This window comes from Haloplanus sp. HW8-1 (assembly GCF_023703795.1).
Taxonomy (GTDB): Archaea; Halobacteriota; Halobacteria; order Halobacteriales; family Haloferacaceae; genus Haloplanus; species Haloplanus pelagicus.
Map to the genome: position 1 here is coordinate 1,853,687 of NZ_CP098518.1, position 15,948 is coordinate 1,869,634.

Sequence of the window (15,948 nt, forward strand, 5' to 3'; positions counted from 1 at the left end):
CTCACTCGGAGTCGGTGCCGCTGCCGACGTAGAGCACCGGACAGGGTGCGGAGAGCAGGATCGCCTGGCCGACGCTCCCGAAGACGGCCTTCCCCGTCGGCGACCGATCGCGGCCCCCGACGACGACCACGTCGGCGTCGACGGCGTCGGCCATCGCGACGACTTCGTCGCCCGGATCGCCGACCCGTCCGCGGACCGACCACGTCACGTCGGCCTCGTCGAGTACCGCCCCGAAGTCACGGACGGTCGCGTCGCGCCCCGCCACCTCGTCGGTGGTCGGATCGTTGAAGTTGAGCGCCGACTTCACCTCGTCGTACCCGTCATCGCTGAACACGCGGGCGAGGACGACATCTGCCCCCGTCGGCCCGGCGATGTCGACCGTCTTCTCCGCCAGTCGCTCGACGCGTTCTCGGTCGTTCGGTCCGATCGCCACCAGCATGGTTTCGATCGTCATGCCCACCCGTTTCGACATCGGCACACAAATCCCTATCCCCGCCACCTGCCCGACCACCATCCCTACGTACACCCCGGCCCTTCCACGGGTATGCTCACGACCGACCTCTCCGACCGGGTCGCGCTGGTGACGGGGAGCGCGAAAGGGATCGGCCGCGAACTCGCCCTCTCGATGGCGGAGGCGGGGGCGTCGGTGGCGGTCCACTACCACACGAGCGCCGAGGCGGCGCGGGCGACGGCCGCCGTCGCGCGGGAGGCAAGCGGCGCGGCGACGACCGTTCAGGGCGACGTAACCGATCCCGAGTCGGTCGATGCGATGTTCGAGACGGTCGAAGCCGACCTCGGGACCGTCGACTGCCTCGTCAACAACGTCGGCGACTTCGCGCCCCGTCACTGGGAGACCATCGACTTCGAGACCTGGAACCGGGTGCTGGAGACGAATCTCAATGGCACCTATCTCTGTTCGAAGCGGGCGCTGCCCGCGATGCGCGAGGCCGGGTTCGGCCGCATCGTCAATGTCGGATACGCGGGGGCCGATCGGGCGCTGGTCTACCCCAAGAACTTCCCCTATCTCGTCGCGAAGACGGGCGTGATCATGTTCACACGAATGCTCGCGAACGACACGACCGAGGACGGCATCACGGTCAACTGCATCTCGCCGTACGTCGTCGAGAACTCCGACGAGTTCCCCGACGAGGCCCCCCGTGGCCGGTGGGCTTCCTTCGCCGACCTGCGGCAGGTGCTTTTCTTCTTCCTCGATCCGGACAGTGGATACGTGAGCGGCGAGAACGTAGAGGTAGACGGCGGCTGGATTCCGGAGGCGCTCTAAGCGTTCGGCACGTCGTCGGGGTCGTCCTCGACGGAGCGTTTCATCGAGTCGCGCCGGGATTTGGCGTCTCGTCCCGTCACTTCGAGGAGGAAGTCGTTCTTGGCGGTGACGGCGTCTTCGGCGGCGTCGGCGTGCCCCTCCTCGATCACCTGTGCCGCGGGCTTCTCCTCGAAGTGGACCGCGAGTTTGTCCTTCTTGCCGCTGTACTCCGACGCCCCCGCCACGATGCGCTCGAACACGGGGTTGTCCGGCTCCCCGACGACGTAGAGGTCGTTGCCCTCGTACTCCTCTGTCCCCGTCACGGGACCGAAGTAACCCTCGATGGTCCCCTTCAGATCCGGTGCGTTCTCTTCTAAGGTTTCCCCGCGACGCATCTTGTACTCCTTCATGGGATTCCGTTTGGAAGGCGTCGGTTTACCAGTTTCGTCCTCCCGATGCCCGGCTCACCGCTCGCGTTCGGCGATGTATCCCTTGTGGCAGTCGGGACAGATGTCACCGGCGCGCATCGACGAGCCGCCCGCCGTTCTGGCGTGTCCGCAGTTCGGACAGAAAAACTCCGTCGCCCCCTCCGTGCGGTCGTCGTTGACGGGTTCGACCTCCTCGGCGGCGACGAACTGCTTGCCGGCCGCCCCCCCGCCGGCCGCGGCGGTCGCCCCGTTCGTGGCGTCGCCACCGTCCGCCTCTTCGGGCGTCAGTCCACCGCCGAAGGAGACGTCCGACGCCGATCCGTCGCCCGGGTCCGCGTCGAATCCCTCGTCCTCCCCATCGGGAGTGGGCCACTCCTCTCCGCCGCTGACGACGGTCGCGCCGTCGTCGACGGCGTCCGAGAACCCCTCGCGATCCTCCGCGTCGGCCGCCGCGGCCGTCTCGGCCGTCTCGCGGTCGTCCGCGTCGGGCCACTCGCCGTGTCCGCGGTCGACGTCCGACCCCCCGTCGTCGGTGTCGTCGTCGAGGATGACGGCATCGTCCACGTCCTCGTCCTCCTCGTCGGGCACCGGCGTGTCCTCGACGTCGGCCTCGGTAGATTGGGCCGGCGTCGTTCCTTCCCTGCCTCCGGGCGTGTCGCCGTCGGCCGGGTCGGTCGGTACGTCGTCTTCGTCCTCGGCGGCGTCCGCGTCGGCATCTGCCCCGGCCGCGCTCCCCGTTCCTCCGCCGAGGTCGGGGGTTACGCTGCCGTCGTCACCGAGTCCCGTCGTCACCGTCTCGTCCGTCGGATTCCGCACCGGACGCACTTCCTTGTTCTCGCTGACGATGCGGCGTTCCCCACACCGATCGCAGGTCTCGACGGTCCGGTACGTCACGACCACCTCGTCGCCGCGCTCCTCCCGCTCCCGCTCCACCTCGCGGTTCGCGTATTCGTGTCCCAGTAGGCACCTGAGTCCCATTGGCCACGGCTTGCGCGGGGATCACCAAAAGCCTCCGTCAGACGGCCGTCAGACGCCAGCCGCAGCGACGTGGGGCGGGGCGGTACTGGTAAACCGTCCGCGTTCGTTAGTCCCGGCCATGAAGGCCAAACGGGAGTTCCGGGACCGCGAGGACGTGGAGGTGGCCATCCTCGACGCGCTGGTCGACCGGGGGGGTGAGGGTATGACCGTCTTCGAACTCCGTGCGGCCGTCGAGGTGGATATCGATACGCTCGAGGACGCCCTCGGGGAGTTGAAGACGGATTCGCTCATCTCCGTCGAGGCGGACGACGGCCGGACGGTGGTACTCCCAGACGACCGAGTCGTCCCCGATCCGGGAGCGGAGCCCGACGAAGAGGAGGGACTGTTCGACGCAGTTCGTGACCGTCTCGGCCTCTGATACGGCTCGTCGTCCCGTGTCCTGGCTGTCGCCGACGGCGATGACGGCGACAGTCGGTGCGGACGCGTGACGGCCCGTATGATCCCCGCCGACCGCGTCGCTTTTTCCCCCTGCCCGCCTACGACCCACCGATGACACGGGGTCTCCACGCCGACTACGGCGCCGAGTTCGAGACACGCGGTGGGCGGACCGTCGTCGCCCACTACGGTCGTCCCGAGCGGACGCACCTCGCGGTCCGCAACGGCGTCGGCGTCATCGAGATGGGCTACGGCGTCGTCGTCGTCGAGGGATCCGACGCCGTCGACTTCGTCGACAACGCCGTCTCCAACCGCGTGCCACCCGCCGACGGCGAGGGCTGTTACGCGCTCCTGCTCGACCCCCAGGGTGGCATCGAGACCGACTGCTACGTCTACAACGCCGGCGAGCGCCTGCTCTGTTTCACCCCGCCCGACCGAGCCGACCCGCTCGCCGCCGACTGGAGCGACAAGGTGTTCATTCAGGACGTGTCGATCCGCGACGCCTCCGAGGAGTTCGGCGTCTTCGGCGTCCACGGCCCCGCCGCGACCGAGACGGTGGCGTCGCTTCTCGCCGGTGCGAGCGCCCCCGACGAGGGGGACTCGCTCACCTTCGTCCGCGGCTCTATCGCCGACGCCGGCGTGACCGTCGTCGCCACCGACGATCCGACCGGCGAACCGGGGTACGAGGTCGTCTGTGGTGCCGCCGACGCCGAGGACGTGCTCGACGCCCTGCTCACGCGCGGAACGCCGACCACTCCGGCCGGCTACCGTACCTGGGACACGCTGACGCTGGAGGCGGGGACGCCACTGTTCGACACCGAACTCGCCGGCCGAATCCCGAACGTCGCCGGTGTACGCAACGCGCTCGACTTCGACAAGGGCTGTTACGTCGGCCAGGAGGTCGTCTCCCGCGTCGAGAACCAGGGCCGGCCGAGCCGGCGGCTCGTCGGCCTGACGCTCGACGCCGTGCCCGAGCCGGGGGCGGCGGTGTTCGAAGGGGACGCCGCCGTCGGCGAGGTCACCCGGGCCGCCGAGACACCGTCACTCGACCGCCCGATCGCGCTCGCGTACGTCGACAGCGACACGCTGGATACCACCCCCACGTCCGTCCTCACCGCCCGCGTCGACGGCGACGAGGTCGACGCGACGGTGACCGATCTCCCGTTCGTCGAGGGGAGTCGCCGTTCGGGACGGCTGCCCCGCTACTCCGACTGACGCCCCTCCGGGTCGGTCCGCCCCGACTCGTCGTCCGCCCGCGAGGGAAAGACGCCGCCGGCCAGCGCCCGCAGGTGGTTCGCCGAGAAAAAGGAGGTCGGGCGGTCCATGTGGACGCCGATCTCGCCGTCGAGCGCCGACAGTCCCAGTCGTTGCAGCGGCTCCGGGAGCGAGTACGCCCGTCGGATCAGTCCCCCGAGCCGTATCTCTCGGCGGAGGTCGTCGCGCCACGCCCGTTCGTAGTCCGCGAGCGTCGACGGATCGTCGGGATCGACCGTCTCGGCGGCGTGGTCGGCCGCGGTCATGCCGTAGAGGATGCCGCCGCCGGTGAACGGCTTGGTCTGGGCGGCGGCGTCGCCGACGAGGAAGACCCGATCGCTCGTCACGCTGTCGGGCGGGCCGACGGGGATGGCTCCCGAACAGCGGCGGTGGACGTCGACGCCGTACACGTCGATCAGCGCGTCGAATCGCTCGTTCACGTCGTCCCCCGGGGGAGTCGCGAGGCCGTACTCGACGCCCGCCTCGCCACGGGGAATGCGCCACGCGAAAAAGCGCGGCACCGTCAGATGGACGTCGACGAAGTCGCCGTGATCGGGCGTCTCGTCGAACGCGAGGACGCCGTGCAACGTCTCGTCGGGGCCCGGCAAGCCGGCCTCGCGGCGCACCCGCGAGACGGGACCGTCACACCCCGCGACCAGCCGGCCCTCGAACCGGACCGTCTCGCCGTCGGTCCGAGCGGTGACCGTCACGCTGTCCGCCCGTTTCTTGATGCCGGTGACGGTGTGGCCCTCGCGCACGTCGGCCCCGGCCGCCCGGGCGGCGTCCGCGAGCGTCCGGTCGAGCGCCACGCGGTCGATCACGTTCGATACCTCCTCGGACTTGTAGAAGGGGTAGGCTCGCGAGTCCGGCCCACCGAGCCGAAAGTTCGCGCCGTAGATCCGGTTCTGGAGGAGGTCCGCCCGCGCGTCGCCGTCGGAGCTCTCCGAACTCCGATTGACTCGACGAGAGTCGTCGCCCTCTGGAACGTCTGGGACGTACTCCCAGAGGTCGGTGCTGACGTGGCCCGAACAGGCCAGCGGCGTCCCGACCGTGCCCTTCTCCAGGGCCAGGACGTCGTACCCGGCTGCCGCCGTCCGTCGGGCGAGTCGCGCCCCCGCGGGACCGACGCCGACCACGACGAAGTCGTACATGGCTTCGAATCGGGGACGACGAGACTAATAGCCGACGGTCGCTACCCTTGCGGTGCCGCGAGGCGAAAACATTAACGGCTGGATGCCGACGCGTCTCCCATGTCGCGGAGACGGGACCCGATCGAGGAGCGTGCCGACGTCGACGTCGATCTGTACGACATCGCCACCTGGGAGCGGCGCGGCCTCCTCGACGGACTCGCGTCGGGCATCTATCGCGTCCTCGTCGCGTCGACTCGGATCTTCGTCGTGGGCGTCGCCCTGCTCATTCTCGTCGGCATCGGCGGTCTGAGCGCACTGACGGACCCACAGATCGGCGCGTTGACGGCGCTGTCCGCGATTCCGGCGCTCGCGCTCGCCATCTACGTCCGCCGTTCCGACGCGACGAAGGGCGAACCCCTCTCCGTGCTCGTCGCCACGTTCCTCCTCGGTGTCCTCACCGCCAACTTCGCGGCGGTGCTCAACTCCTACACCAAGGGCGTCTTCGCCGGTCTCGGATTCCTCGGCACCGCACTCTTTTTCTTCCTCGTCGTCGGCCCGGTCGAGGAGACGGTGAAACTCCTCGCCGTGCGGCTCTACGCGTACGGTCACGACCGGTTCGAGGCCGTCGTCGACGGCGCAGTTTACGGCGCCGTCGCCGGACTCGGCTTCGCCACCATCGAGAACGCCCTCTACATCACCCAGCGGCTCGACGAGCCGACGGCGACCGCCGGCCTCGGCTTCCTCGGCAACGTCCTCTACGTCCTCCAGGGCGCCGACCCGTCGACGGCGACCGCCGGCCTCGGCCTCATCGGCGCCGGCGGCGGCATCACGGCCATCCGCGCGCTCGCCGGCCCCGGCCACGTCATCTACTCCGCCTTCGCCGGCTACTACCTCGGCCTCGCCAAGTTCAACCCCCGAAACCGCGGTCCCATCGTCGTCAAGGGCCTCCTCGTCGCCGCGCTCATCCACGCCACCTACAACGCCACCGTCGGCATCGGTTCGGGCTTGATCGGCCTCGCGACCGGGCTGGGACAACTCCCCTCTTTTCTCCTCTATGTCCTCGTCTACGACGGCTTTTTCGGCTTCATCCTCTTTCGGAAGATCCGGCGGTACAGCCGAACCTACCGAGCGATCCACGAGGGCGAGACGGCCGAGGAGTCGGCGTTCGAGGCCGAACGGACCGAGTTCGAGTCGTAGCTCACTCCACCAGTCGCTCGACGTACTTCGCGACCACGTCGACTTCGACGTGGATCGGATCGCCCGGTTCCTTCGTCGACAGCGTCGTCAGGTCGTAGGTCGTCGGGATGATGGCGACCGAGACGCGGCCCGCGGTCCGGTCGGCGACGGTGAGGCTGATCCCGTCGAGCGCGATCGAGCCCTTCGAGACGACGTACCGGCCGAGGTCGTCCGGCAGGTCGAAGGTGAACTCCCAGTCGTCGCCCACGCGCTCGACCGCCTCGACCGTCGCCACGCCGTCGACGTGGCCTTGGACGATGTGGCCGTCGAAGCGGCCGTCGGCGGGCATCGCCCGCTCCAAGTTGACGGGGTCGTCGACGTCCACCGCGCCGAGGTACGTCTTGGCGACCGTCTCTTCGGCGAGAAACACCTCGAACCAGTCGTCGCCATAGCGCTCGACGGTGAGACAGACGCCGGAGACGGCGATCGACTGGCCTTCCTCGACGGCGTCGAAGTCGTGACCGATGCGGAGGCGACGGCCGCCCTCGGCGTCGTCGACGCCGATCACGTCACCCGTCGCCTCGACGATGCCCGTGAACATACCACCCCTTCGCCGCCGTCGGTGTAAGTGGTTACGGCATACCCTCGACCGTCGGCCGCCCCCCGCTTTCCACATGAGGTTCAGCGGCCGACTCCGTCCTCGGTTCGTCACGGTGCCCCCTTGGTGACGCCGCTCGCGGTGCCGCTTCCGTCCTACAGTTCGTGTTCGTCTACACGACGGGCGAGCGCCGACGACGTGGACGAACTCCCGCCGGACGTCGTGGGCTGGCCACGGGGGGTCGTAGGGCGCCGGACGACCGCGAAGCGACGTGCGAACCACGCCCGTTTTTCCCGCGCGCCGCGTAGCCTCTGCCGATGCGACTCGGGATCCTCGACACGCTCGGTCTGGCCGCGACCCTGATATTCGCCATTCCGGTCGGCCTGTACGGCGTCGAGAGCGCCCTCGCCGGGCGGCCGATCCTCGGCGTCGGCCTCGTGGTCGTCGCGGCGCTGATGGTCGTCCTGCCGCGGCGGCTCACCACTCCCGCCGACGTGCCGGGTGCCGTCGTCGAACGGGTGATCGGGGGTGCGGTGAAAGATCCCGACGCCGACGACGCCGACGAGGACCGGTGATCCGGCGTCAGTACGCCCCGGGCGACAGCGACGTGGGCAGGGTGTCGAGCGCCCGACAGCCCGACTCGGTGACGAGATAACAGATGCCGATCCGCACCCGTCCGTGGTCCCGGTCGGGGTCGGGATCGACGGCCGCCGGCGCGAGTACGAACACCCGACCGGCCGACAGCGGCGCGTCCGAGTCGAAGTCGATCCGGTCGCCGCCGACCGACCGGGCGACGGGCGTCGCGGCCGTTCCGAGTCCGTATGCGCCGAGTTCGGCCACCGCCTCGTCGACGACTCGACGGGCGGGCAGCCCCGGTTCGACGACCCGCCGGACCGCGTCGTGGGCCATGCCGACGGCGACGGCCGCACGGCGTTCCCAGCCCCCGCCGCCGTCGACGACGAACGTGCGCGAACAGGGACCGGGAACGCCCTCCACGCTCGGTTCCACGGCGACGACGACCGGATCCCCCGGTTTCGGGCCATCCGGCGACTCGACGCGCGCTGCCGGCGCCGTCCCGCCCGCGTCGACGACGGCGGCCTCCGCGGCGGCTTCGAGGCCCGCGAGCGTGAGGGCCTCGCCGTCCGCGTGGAGACGTCCCTCGCGACCTCTCGCGTCGTCGAGACGTCGGGCGACGGCGCGGATGCCGTCGGCAGCCGCCGCGACTGCGCGTTCGGCCTCCGTGGCCGCGGCCGCGTCGCTCACGTCACGGCTCCGGCTCGGGGGCCGGCGTCTCCTGGGCCTCCTCGAGCATCTCCGTCGCGTCCGTCTCCCGGAGTTCGTTGTGCAGGAGGACGCTGATTGGGAGGGTGGGAGCGCCGCCGATCAGGTTCTCTAGCAACACCAGCCGTTCCCGGGCGCGGCTCATCCCGACGTAGAAGACCCGGCGTTCGTTGTCGGTCAACAGGGGGACCGGGCTGGTGTGGGCGGTGAACTCCTCGACGCCCTCGACCGCCGTGGGGTCGTCGACGCTCGCGGCCATCTGTTCGACCACCTTCTCCGTGAGGTCGGTACAGACGAACACGTGGTCGGCCTCGCGACCCTTCGCGGAGTGGATGGTCCCGACCCGAACCCGACTCGGGTCCATGCCGGCGTAGTCCCCTTCGAAGTAGGCGTCGACGGATTTCCGCTGGAAGCTCGTCACCTTGCGGACCATGTCGCCGGCGGCCGCGGGTTCGGGCATGAACGGCACGTGGTCGGTCACCACCTCCGGATCGACGGCGAGTTCCGCGACGTCGTCGGTGTCCGCCGCCTCCTCGACGTCGTCGAGGTGGTCGTAGAAGGCGTCGCGCTCGTTCGTCCCGAACGCCGAGTCCTGGAGCATGTCCGCGAGGCGGCGGGCCTCCAGTCCCGTGATCGGCTCGTCGGCGTCGAGTTTCTCGACGGCGCGGACGTACTGTGTGAGCCGGTCGGTCCACATCCGCTGGTCCGTCATCACGGAGAAGGGGATGCCCTTGGGGAGGAAATCGTCGATGAACTGGAACATCTGGTAGCGCGCCCGGAAGAGGAGCATGATCGTCTCGTCGGTGGTATCGACGGTGTGCTGGACGTTCCGCACCACCTCGAACATCGAGGGGCTCTGGATCCCCTCGACGACGCCGCCCTCCTTGCGCGGGTTCAGATCCTTCTCCTGGCGCACGTCGATATGCCTGATCTCGCGGTTGACGACGTTGAGGATGCGCGAGGGGAGCCGATAGGAGTTGGGGAGCACGACGTCTTCGCTGACCGCGGCGTCGAGCAGGATGCTCGGGTCGGCACCCTGCCACGCGTAGACGACCTGGTCGTCGTCGCCGGCGATCAACACCCCGTCCATGTGGGGTTTCCACTCCTCGTACACCTCGTACTGGAGGGTGGTGATGTCCTGGAACTCGTCGATGACGAGGTAGTCGACGTGGGGGACCAGCGACCGCTCGGACACCCGTTCGAGCATATCGGCGAAGCCGACCAGGTCGTGTTCGCCCTTGTACGACCGCCACGCACGGATCACCTGTGGCACGTCGATGCGTTCGTCGTCCGCGGGCCAGGTCGGGGTGTACTTGTTCCCTTCTTGGGCGTTCGGATCCTCGTCCGGCGGGAGTCGGACCGTTTCCACGTCCCACTGGAAGGGGACGTCGTACCAGTCGGCCACGTCGCGCTGGGTGCGCTGGAGCCACTGGCTGGTCGCGATGATCTTGTTGCCGAGCGTCGTCGACCGGGCGGTCCGCCGCCCGGCGCCCCCGTACTCGTCCTCGTACTCGACGCCGTACTCCTCGCAGAACTCCTCTTTGTCCGACTCGCCGACCACGTCGCCACGCGAGAGGTCCAGCAGTTCGTACGCCTTCGCGTGCATCGTACAGACGTTCCCCTGGAGCGCTCGGGGTGACGTATCGAGTCGCTCGGCGAGGCGTTCGCGAACCTCGGCCGCGGCGGCCCGTGTGTAGGAGACGACCAGTACGTCGCGAATGCTCACGTCGTCCTCTTCCAGCAGCTCGTCGACGCGGTCGAGGAGGGCGGTGGTCTTCCCGCTACCGGGGCCACCGAACAGACGGGTGACCGTAGCGTCGTCGCTCATTGTCGTTCTACACGCCCTCGGGCATGATAAACGGCGCGGGTCGACGGACCGGCCGCTCGTCGGTGTCGGCGTCGGGGCGGAGTGGACGGCGCCGGCGACTCAGGTCAGGACGCCGGGGCCCATCCACAGACCGAGCAGTCAGCGGCCGATTCGTCGTGCAGCGCCCCACAGTCCGGGCACTGCAGTTTGTTATAGGATCGTTCCCAGCGTACCGGTGTGGTCTCGTGGCCGTTGTCCGCGAGGAACTGGTCGAACAGTTCGTCGTCGTGTTCGCTGGGTCCGGCTGCCATACACGCCGTGGTACGTCATGCCATCACTTATGCGTATTGGTGTGAGTGTGTCTCTCACGCGAGCCCCCGGCCGCTCAACAGATCGCGTAGTAGAGGTACAGCGTTCCGTCGTCCAGGATCTCGGCGTAGGCGTCGCCGTAACACTCGCTGGTCTCGATACTGACGCGTTCGGTCGTGTCGCGGGCCGTCACGACGACGGTAAACGACTCGACGCCCACCGGATCGGCCGTGGCGACGTCGTACGCGGTGCGTTCCGCACCGGGATCGACGGTGTACGTCGCCTCGTGAACCGTTCGGTTCGTCGCGTCGCGGACGACGCGGACGCGCATCTCCACGACGCTGTCCCACTCGTTCGCCACAACGACCGCTTTCTCGGGATCGGGACTGTTCGACGCCGCGCGGTGGGTCGGCGGCGTCGCGGTCACGGTCGCGTTCGCGGATGTGGTCGCCGTCGGCGACGGCGACGCCGTCGTTGGCGTCGGCGACGACGATGTGCCACCCGGTGGGGCCGACAGACAGCCCGCTGTGAACAGGAGCGCGACGAGCAGGACCGACCGACGACTCGGGCGCATATCGTGTCCGTCGCGGGCCGGGGCAAAGGCTGCTGTGGTGGTTCACCGAGGCGGTTCGGTTACGCCTCCAGTTCGTACAGCTCCCCGTACTTCTCGGTCGCGTAGTCGACGAAGGCGTCCGCGGACACGTCCTCGCCCGTGGCCCGGCGGACGAGTTCGTTCGTCTCGAAGCGCTTGCCGTGGCGGTGGATCTCCTCGGTCAGCCAGTCGTGGAGTGGGTCGAACTCGCCCGCGCGGATCCGCTCGTCGAGGCCCTCGATCTCCGCTTTGGCGGCGTCGAACAGTTGTGCCGCGATCACGCTCCCCAGCGAGTAGGTGGGGAAGTAACCGAAACTCCCGTGCGACCAGTGGACGTCCTGCAGACAGCCCCCGGCGTCCGTCTCCGGTCGGACGCCGAGATACGACGCCATCTTGTCGTTCCAGACGGCGGGCACCTCCGCGACGTCCAGATCGCCGCGGATCAGCGCTCGCTCGATCTCGAACCGCAGGGCGATATGCAGGTGGTAGGTCAGTTCGTCGGCCTCGACGCGGATGAGGTTCGAGGGATCGACCGCGCTGACCGCCTCGTAGGCCTCGCGGACGCTCGGGTCGCCGACGCCGGGGAATGCTTCGACGACGCGCGGGAGGAACCGCTCCCAGAACGCCCGCGAGCGGCCGACGTGGTTCTCCCAGAGGCGGGACTGGGACTCGTGGATCGAGAGGTCACGCGCCTCGCCAAGTGGGGTGCCGTAGGCGTCGTCGGGCAGGCCCAGCGTGTAGGTGGCGTGACCGAACTCGTGGATCGTCGACAGGAGCGCGCCGATGGGGTCGCGCTCGTCGTAGCGGGTCGTGATCCGGGCGTCGTAGGTCGTCCCCGTCGAGAACGGATGGGGGGCGACGTCGAGTCGTCCCCGCTCCCACGGGTAGCCGAGGTCGTCCAGTGCCTCCCGTACCAGCGACTCTTGACGGTCGGCCGCGAACGTCCCGGCGAAGGCGTCGGTGGCCAGGGTGGCGTCCGAACCCCGGATCCCCTCGACCAGCGGCACCACCGCCTCGCGGAGCGAGGTCAGCACGTCCGCGGCGTGATCGAACGGGAGACAGGGCTCGTACTCCTCGAACAGCACCGCGTAGGGGTCGCGATTCGGGTCGACGTGCTCGGCGTAGCGCCGCTTTAGGTCGAGTAGCTCCGTCAGGTGCGGAGCGAAGGCGCCGAAGTCGTCTTCTTCCCTGGCTTCCCGCCACGCGGTCAGCGCCTCCGAGGACGCCGCGGAGATGCGCTCGACCAGCGCCGTGGGCACCCGCACGGCGCGCTCCTGCTCGCGGCGCACCTCGCGGACCACCGCGCGCTGCTCGTCGTCGAGGTCAGCCGCTTCCAGGTCGTCGAGTAGCCGCCCGAGGTCGTCGTCGGTGAGCAGGTCGTGACGGATCGCCGAGAGCGCCGAGAGCTGACGGGAGCGGGCGGGCGTCCCCGCCTCCGGCATCATCACCTGCTGATCCCAGGAGAGCAGGTCCGAGGCGTGGGAAACGTTGGCGAGCCGCCCGACCCGGTCGAGCAGGTCGTCGTAGGCGGCCGGCGTCGTGTCGCTCATACCCCGACCTGGGGCCGCGCCATAATCAACCCCGCGCCCCGCCGACTATCTCGGTGATACCACCGAGTGGTAACATCTATACGGGCGAGGCGACGACCGGCGTGCATGACTGATACGGACGTGGCCCGTGGATCGACGGGCCTCACGGAACGGATCGAGGGGTACGTCTCCGAGATGGGACCGTCGTGGGTCGCCGGCGCCATCGCGGCTGGCCCGGCGACCATCGCCAGCCTCGTCACCGCCGGCGCCAGCTTCGGCTACCAGCTCCTGTGGGTGGTCGTCCTCTCGGCCGGCGCGGGGGCGCTCGTCCAGTATCTCGCGATGCGGCTCGGCCTCCTGACCGAACGCGGCATCGTCGCCGTCGTCGAGGATCACCTCGGCGGGTGGTGGGCGTGGCTGCTCGTCGCCGACGCCGTGATCGCCGCGGGCGTCGCCCAACTCGTCATCATGAAGACCGTCGCGACGGTCTCCGCAACGATCACGGGAATCGACGCACGGATATGGGGGGTCGTCTGGGCGCTCGTCCTCGCGCTCGGGCTGGCCGGCCGGGGCTATCGCTTTCTCGAACTCGCGGCGAAACTGCTCGTCTCCCTTGTCGTCGTCGCCTTCGTCGCCAGCCTGTTCGTGGTGCCCATCGACGCCGGTGCGGCCGTGCGGGGACTGGTTCCGACTGTCCCCGGCGGGGGCGCCCTCGTCGCCGCGGGCATCCTCGGCGGCGCGGTCCACATCACCCTCATCACGATGCACTCGTATACGATGCGTTCGCGGGGGTGGACCCGCGACGACTACGACACCGCCACCTTCGACGTCGGAGCGTCCATGCTCGTCGCCTTCGGCATCTACAGCCTCTCCATCTTCCTCGTCACCGCGAGCGTCCTCACCTCCGCCGACCTCTCCACCGTCGGCGCCGCGCAGGCGCTCGGCCCACTCGTCGGCCCGAGTGCGAAGTGGCTGTTCCTCCTCGGGCTCTGGGGGGCCGCCGTCTCGACGCTCGGGGGCAACACCATCGTCCCACCCTTCCTCCTGGCCGACAAACTCGGCTGGGGGACCACCATCGCGGACGACCGCTACCGGTGGCTCCTCGTCGCGGCGGCGCTCCTCTCGGCACCCGGCGCGTTCATCGGCGGCGCCGTGCTCGGCCAACTCGTTCTCGTCCTCGCACTGGGGACGGTGGGCACCCCCTTCGCCATCGCCATCGTCCTCTACCTGCTCAACTCCGGGGCGGTCCCGGACCGCAACTCGACGCTCGCGAACGTCGGCGGCGTCGCACTCCTGTTCGTGACTGGCACGCTCGCCGCCAACTTCGTCCGCGAACAGGTGGGCGGCGGCGTCGGCCCCCTCTCCGGGTTCGTGCTCGCCTTCGCCGTCGCCCTCGGCCTCGCCACCCTGGGCCTCGGCGGCAAGTACGCCCGCGACGAGCTCGGGTCGTGACCGACGCCCTCCCCTTCCCGCTCGCCGGGCCGACCCTGATCGTCGGTCCCTCGAACGTCGGCAAGACGCGTCTGACCGCCCGCGCACTGACCGCGTGGCTGGACCGCGAGGGAACCGACGGCGTCGTCGTCTTCGAGTTCGCGCCCGAGGTGGAACGCGACGGGCGCGTCCTCGGCGGCCGCCTCGACCGCTTCGTCACCCCGCCGGCCGACGTCTGGCAGGGCGTCCTCGACGCCCACGCCCCCCGGGCGACCGCCGACTCGGACGCCGCGGCGGCCGACCTGGCGGCCGACAACGCCCGCCGGGCCGAACGGCTGTTCGAGGCCGCACCCGACGAGCCCCGCGCCGTCTTCGTCAACGACGCCACCATCCCCTTCCAGACGCCGGACGCCGACCCGACTCGCCTGCTCGGCTACTGTGCCGGCGCCGAGGTGGCCGTCCTGAACGCCCTCGAAGCGGACGCGCTCGTCGGCACCGATCCGGTCTCCCGTGCCGAACGCGACGCGCTCGCGGCGTTCCGTGACCGCGTCGCCCGCGTGGTTCGCCTCGACGGCGAGACGTAGCCGGCCCCGTCCCGTTCGGCCGACTCTCCCGTCTCGACTCAGCCGACCAGCGCCTCGGCGACCCGCCGGTACAGGCGTTCACACCGCTCCAGTACGTCGACGCCGACGCTCTCCGTCGCGGTGTGGGCCTCGCCCGGTTCGGCGGCGCCACAGACCACGCAGGTCGTCCCGGCGGCCGCCAGCCACCCCGCGTCGGTCGCGTGGGGTTTGACGACGCGCTCGGGGGCGCCAGTCTGCGACTCGCGGGCCGCCGCGAGGACCGCCTCGGCGAAGTCGGCGTCGTCACACGCCATCGGCGGGAGGTCCTGATCGACCGTCCACTCGACGCCCGGGATCGACTCCACCCGCTCCAGGGCCGCCCGCTCGCCCGGCACCGTCCGTTCGTCGACGGTTACCGAACACGCCTCGGGGATCACGTTCCACGCCGACCCGCCCTCGATTTCGGTGACCGCGACGCTTCCCGACAGGTGTCGGTCCAGGACCGTCGTCGTCGGCGCGTCGAGGTCGCGAACGACGTCGACGGCGTCGCAGGCGCGGTAGACGGCGTTCTCCCCGGCTTCTGGCTCGCTCGCGTGGGCGCCCTCGCCGTGCGCGCGGATCGTGCTCCCGCGGCGCCCCTTGTGGGCGACGGCGACGTCGGTCACCCCGGGCGCCGAGTAGCCGGTCGATCCCTCGCCGACGACGGCGTAGTCGGGGGCGAACCCCTCGTCGATGGCGGCCCGGGCGCCGACGCCTCCCTGTTCTTCGCCGACGAAGGAGACGAACAGGAGTTCGTCGACCGGGTCGACGGGCGCGTCGGGCGCACCGAGGGTCGCGTCTCGGAACGCCACCATCGCTGCCGCCAGACTCCCCTTCATGTCGGCGGTACCGCGGCCCTGGAGGCGCCCCGCCCGTTCCTCGACGTCGTACTGCCCCTCGTCGGCCGGCGGCACCACGTCGTGGTGACCGACGAACGCGAGCGAGCGCGGTCCCGCCCCGCGTCGGGCGAAGACGTTGCCGTGTTCGTCGCGCTCGACCGTCGCCGACGTCTCCTTGCGGAGCCACGAGACGACGGCGTCGCCGGCCGCGCGTTCGTCCTCGTGGCTGGGGATCGAAACCAGGCGGCGCGTCAGGTCGCGAACCTCACTCATGACACGGTCCAGGGAGCCCGACGAC

The 15,948-nt window shown here is 69.9% G+C and carries 18 protein-coding genes; 7 read left to right on the top strand and 11 right to left on the bottom strand.

The annotated features are described in order from the left end of the window. Position 1: 1 nt before the first annotated feature. Entirely contained in the window at positions 2 to 454 is a 453-nt protein-coding gene (locus NBT82_RS09930; protein WP_251327967.1) for a universal stress protein, read from the bottom strand. 90 nt (positions 455 to 544) lie between these two features. Between NBT82_RS09930 and NBT82_RS09935 the strand changes: the two genes are divergently transcribed. Then, a complete protein-coding gene (locus NBT82_RS09935; RefSeq protein ID WP_251327968.1) occupies positions 545 to 1,282 on the top strand; it encodes an SDR family NAD(P)-dependent oxidoreductase in 738 nt (245 codons plus the stop codon). Here NBT82_RS09935 and NBT82_RS09940 read toward each other — a convergent pair. Further along, positions 1,279 to 1,671, bottom strand: a complete 393-nt coding sequence (locus tag NBT82_RS09940; protein WP_251327969.1) for a DUF5611 family protein — start codon at positions 1,669 to 1,671, stop codon at positions 1,279 to 1,281. The two genes, NBT82_RS09935 and NBT82_RS09940, sit on opposite strands and share 4 nt — an antisense overlap. A gap of 54 nt (positions 1,672 to 1,725) precedes the next feature. Next, entirely contained in the window at positions 1,726 to 2,667 is a 942-nt protein-coding gene (locus NBT82_RS09945) for a DUF7093 family protein (RefSeq protein ID WP_251327970.1), read from the bottom strand. A gap of 118 nt (positions 2,668 to 2,785) precedes the next feature. Here NBT82_RS09945 and NBT82_RS09950 point away from each other — a divergent pair, with 118 nt between their 5' ends. After that, entirely contained in the window at positions 2,786 to 3,085 is a 300-nt protein-coding gene (locus NBT82_RS09950) for a DUF6432 family protein (RefSeq protein ID WP_251327971.1), read from the top strand. Positions 3,086 to 3,216: 131 nt separating this feature from the next. Continuing rightward, complete coding sequence (gene ygfZ, locus NBT82_RS09955) at positions 3,217 to 4,317, top strand: CAF17-like 4Fe-4S cluster assembly/insertion protein YgfZ (RefSeq protein WP_251327972.1); 1,101 nt, start codon at positions 3,217 to 3,219, stop codon at positions 4,315 to 4,317. Here ygfZ and NBT82_RS09960 read toward each other — a convergent pair. Continuing rightward, positions 4,305 to 5,507 (bottom strand): geranylgeranyl reductase family protein, encoded by a 1,203-nt coding sequence (locus NBT82_RS09960; protein ID WP_251327973.1) that lies wholly within the window; start codon positions 5,505 to 5,507, stop codon positions 4,305 to 4,307. The two genes, ygfZ and NBT82_RS09960, sit on opposite strands and share 13 nt — an antisense overlap. Before the next feature lie 99 nt (positions 5,508 to 5,606). Here NBT82_RS09960 and NBT82_RS09965 point away from each other — a divergent pair, with 99 nt between their 5' ends. Continuing rightward, positions 5,607 to 6,683 carry a PrsW family intramembrane metalloprotease gene (locus NBT82_RS09965; RefSeq protein ID WP_251327974.1) on the top strand — a complete coding sequence of 359 codons (1,077 nt, stop codon included), beginning with the start codon at positions 5,607 to 5,609 and terminating at the stop codon, positions 6,681 to 6,683. Between the two features lies 1 nt (position 6,684). Here the strand turns inward: NBT82_RS09965 and NBT82_RS09970 are convergent, their stop codons facing one another. After that, the gene (locus tag NBT82_RS09970; protein ID WP_251327975.1) at positions 6,685 to 7,263 is read right to left on the bottom strand and encodes a riboflavin synthase; all 579 of its coding nucleotides are present in this window, start codon (positions 7,261 to 7,263) and stop codon (positions 6,685 to 6,687) included. A 314-nt stretch (positions 7,264 to 7,577) separates the two neighbouring features. Between NBT82_RS09970 and NBT82_RS09975 the strand changes: the two genes are divergently transcribed. Continuing rightward, positions 7,578 to 7,835, top strand: a complete 258-nt coding sequence (locus NBT82_RS09975) for a DUF7533 family protein (protein WP_251327976.1) — start codon at positions 7,578 to 7,580, stop codon at positions 7,833 to 7,835. A gap of 7 nt (positions 7,836 to 7,842) precedes the next feature. On the opposite strand, the gene NBT82_RS09980 is transcribed toward NBT82_RS09975, so the two are convergent. The 5 genes from NBT82_RS09980 to NBT82_RS10000 all read right to left on the bottom strand — a co-directional run bounded on the left by NBT82_RS09980 (position 7,843) and on the right by NBT82_RS10000 (position 12,799). Continuing rightward, positions 7,843 to 8,523 (bottom strand): M24 family metallopeptidase, encoded by a 681-nt coding sequence (locus NBT82_RS09980; RefSeq protein ID WP_251327977.1) that lies wholly within the window; start codon positions 8,521 to 8,523, stop codon positions 7,843 to 7,845. Position 8,524: 1 nt separating this feature from the next. Beyond that, positions 8,525 to 10,369, bottom strand: coding sequence for a UvrD-helicase domain-containing protein (locus NBT82_RS09985; RefSeq protein WP_251327978.1), 1,845 nt, complete (start codon positions 10,367 to 10,369; stop codon positions 8,525 to 8,527). Positions 10,370 to 10,473: 104 nt separating this feature from the next. Next, entirely contained in the window at positions 10,474 to 10,659 is a 186-nt protein-coding gene (locus NBT82_RS09990; RefSeq protein ID WP_251327979.1) for an HVO_0416 family zinc finger protein, read from the bottom strand. Between the two features lie 74 nt (positions 10,660 to 10,733). Continuing rightward, the gene (locus NBT82_RS09995; protein WP_251327980.1) at positions 10,734 to 11,231 is read right to left on the bottom strand and encodes a RodZ family helix-turn-helix domain-containing protein; all 498 of its coding nucleotides are present in this window, start codon (positions 11,229 to 11,231) and stop codon (positions 10,734 to 10,736) included. 59 nt (positions 11,232 to 11,290) lie between these two features. Beyond that, positions 11,291 to 12,799 carry a carboxypeptidase M32 gene (locus NBT82_RS10000; RefSeq protein ID WP_251327981.1) on the bottom strand — a complete coding sequence of 503 codons (1,509 nt, stop codon included), beginning with the start codon at positions 12,797 to 12,799 and terminating at the stop codon, positions 11,291 to 11,293. Positions 12,800 to 12,973: 174 nt separating this feature from the next. Here NBT82_RS10000 and NBT82_RS10005 point away from each other — a divergent pair, with 174 nt between their 5' ends. Together NBT82_RS10005 and NBT82_RS10010 are read left to right on the top strand one after the other, a co-directional pair. Next, a complete protein-coding gene (locus tag NBT82_RS10005; RefSeq protein ID WP_251331275.1) occupies positions 12,974 to 14,230 on the top strand; it encodes a divalent metal cation transporter in 1,257 nt (418 codons plus the stop codon). Beyond that, a complete protein-coding gene (locus NBT82_RS10010) occupies positions 14,227 to 14,793 on the top strand; it encodes a hypothetical protein (protein ID WP_251327982.1) in 567 nt (188 codons plus the stop codon). Before NBT82_RS10005 ends, NBT82_RS10010 begins: the two co-directional genes overlap by 4 nt. Positions 14,794 to 14,831: 38 nt before the next feature. Here NBT82_RS10010 and NBT82_RS10015 read toward each other — a convergent pair whose 3' ends face one another. Next, positions 14,832 to 15,923, bottom strand: a complete 1,092-nt coding sequence (locus NBT82_RS10015) for a M20 family metallopeptidase (protein ID WP_251327983.1) — start codon at positions 15,921 to 15,923, stop codon at positions 14,832 to 14,834. Positions 15,924 to 15,948 lie beyond the last annotated feature (25 nt).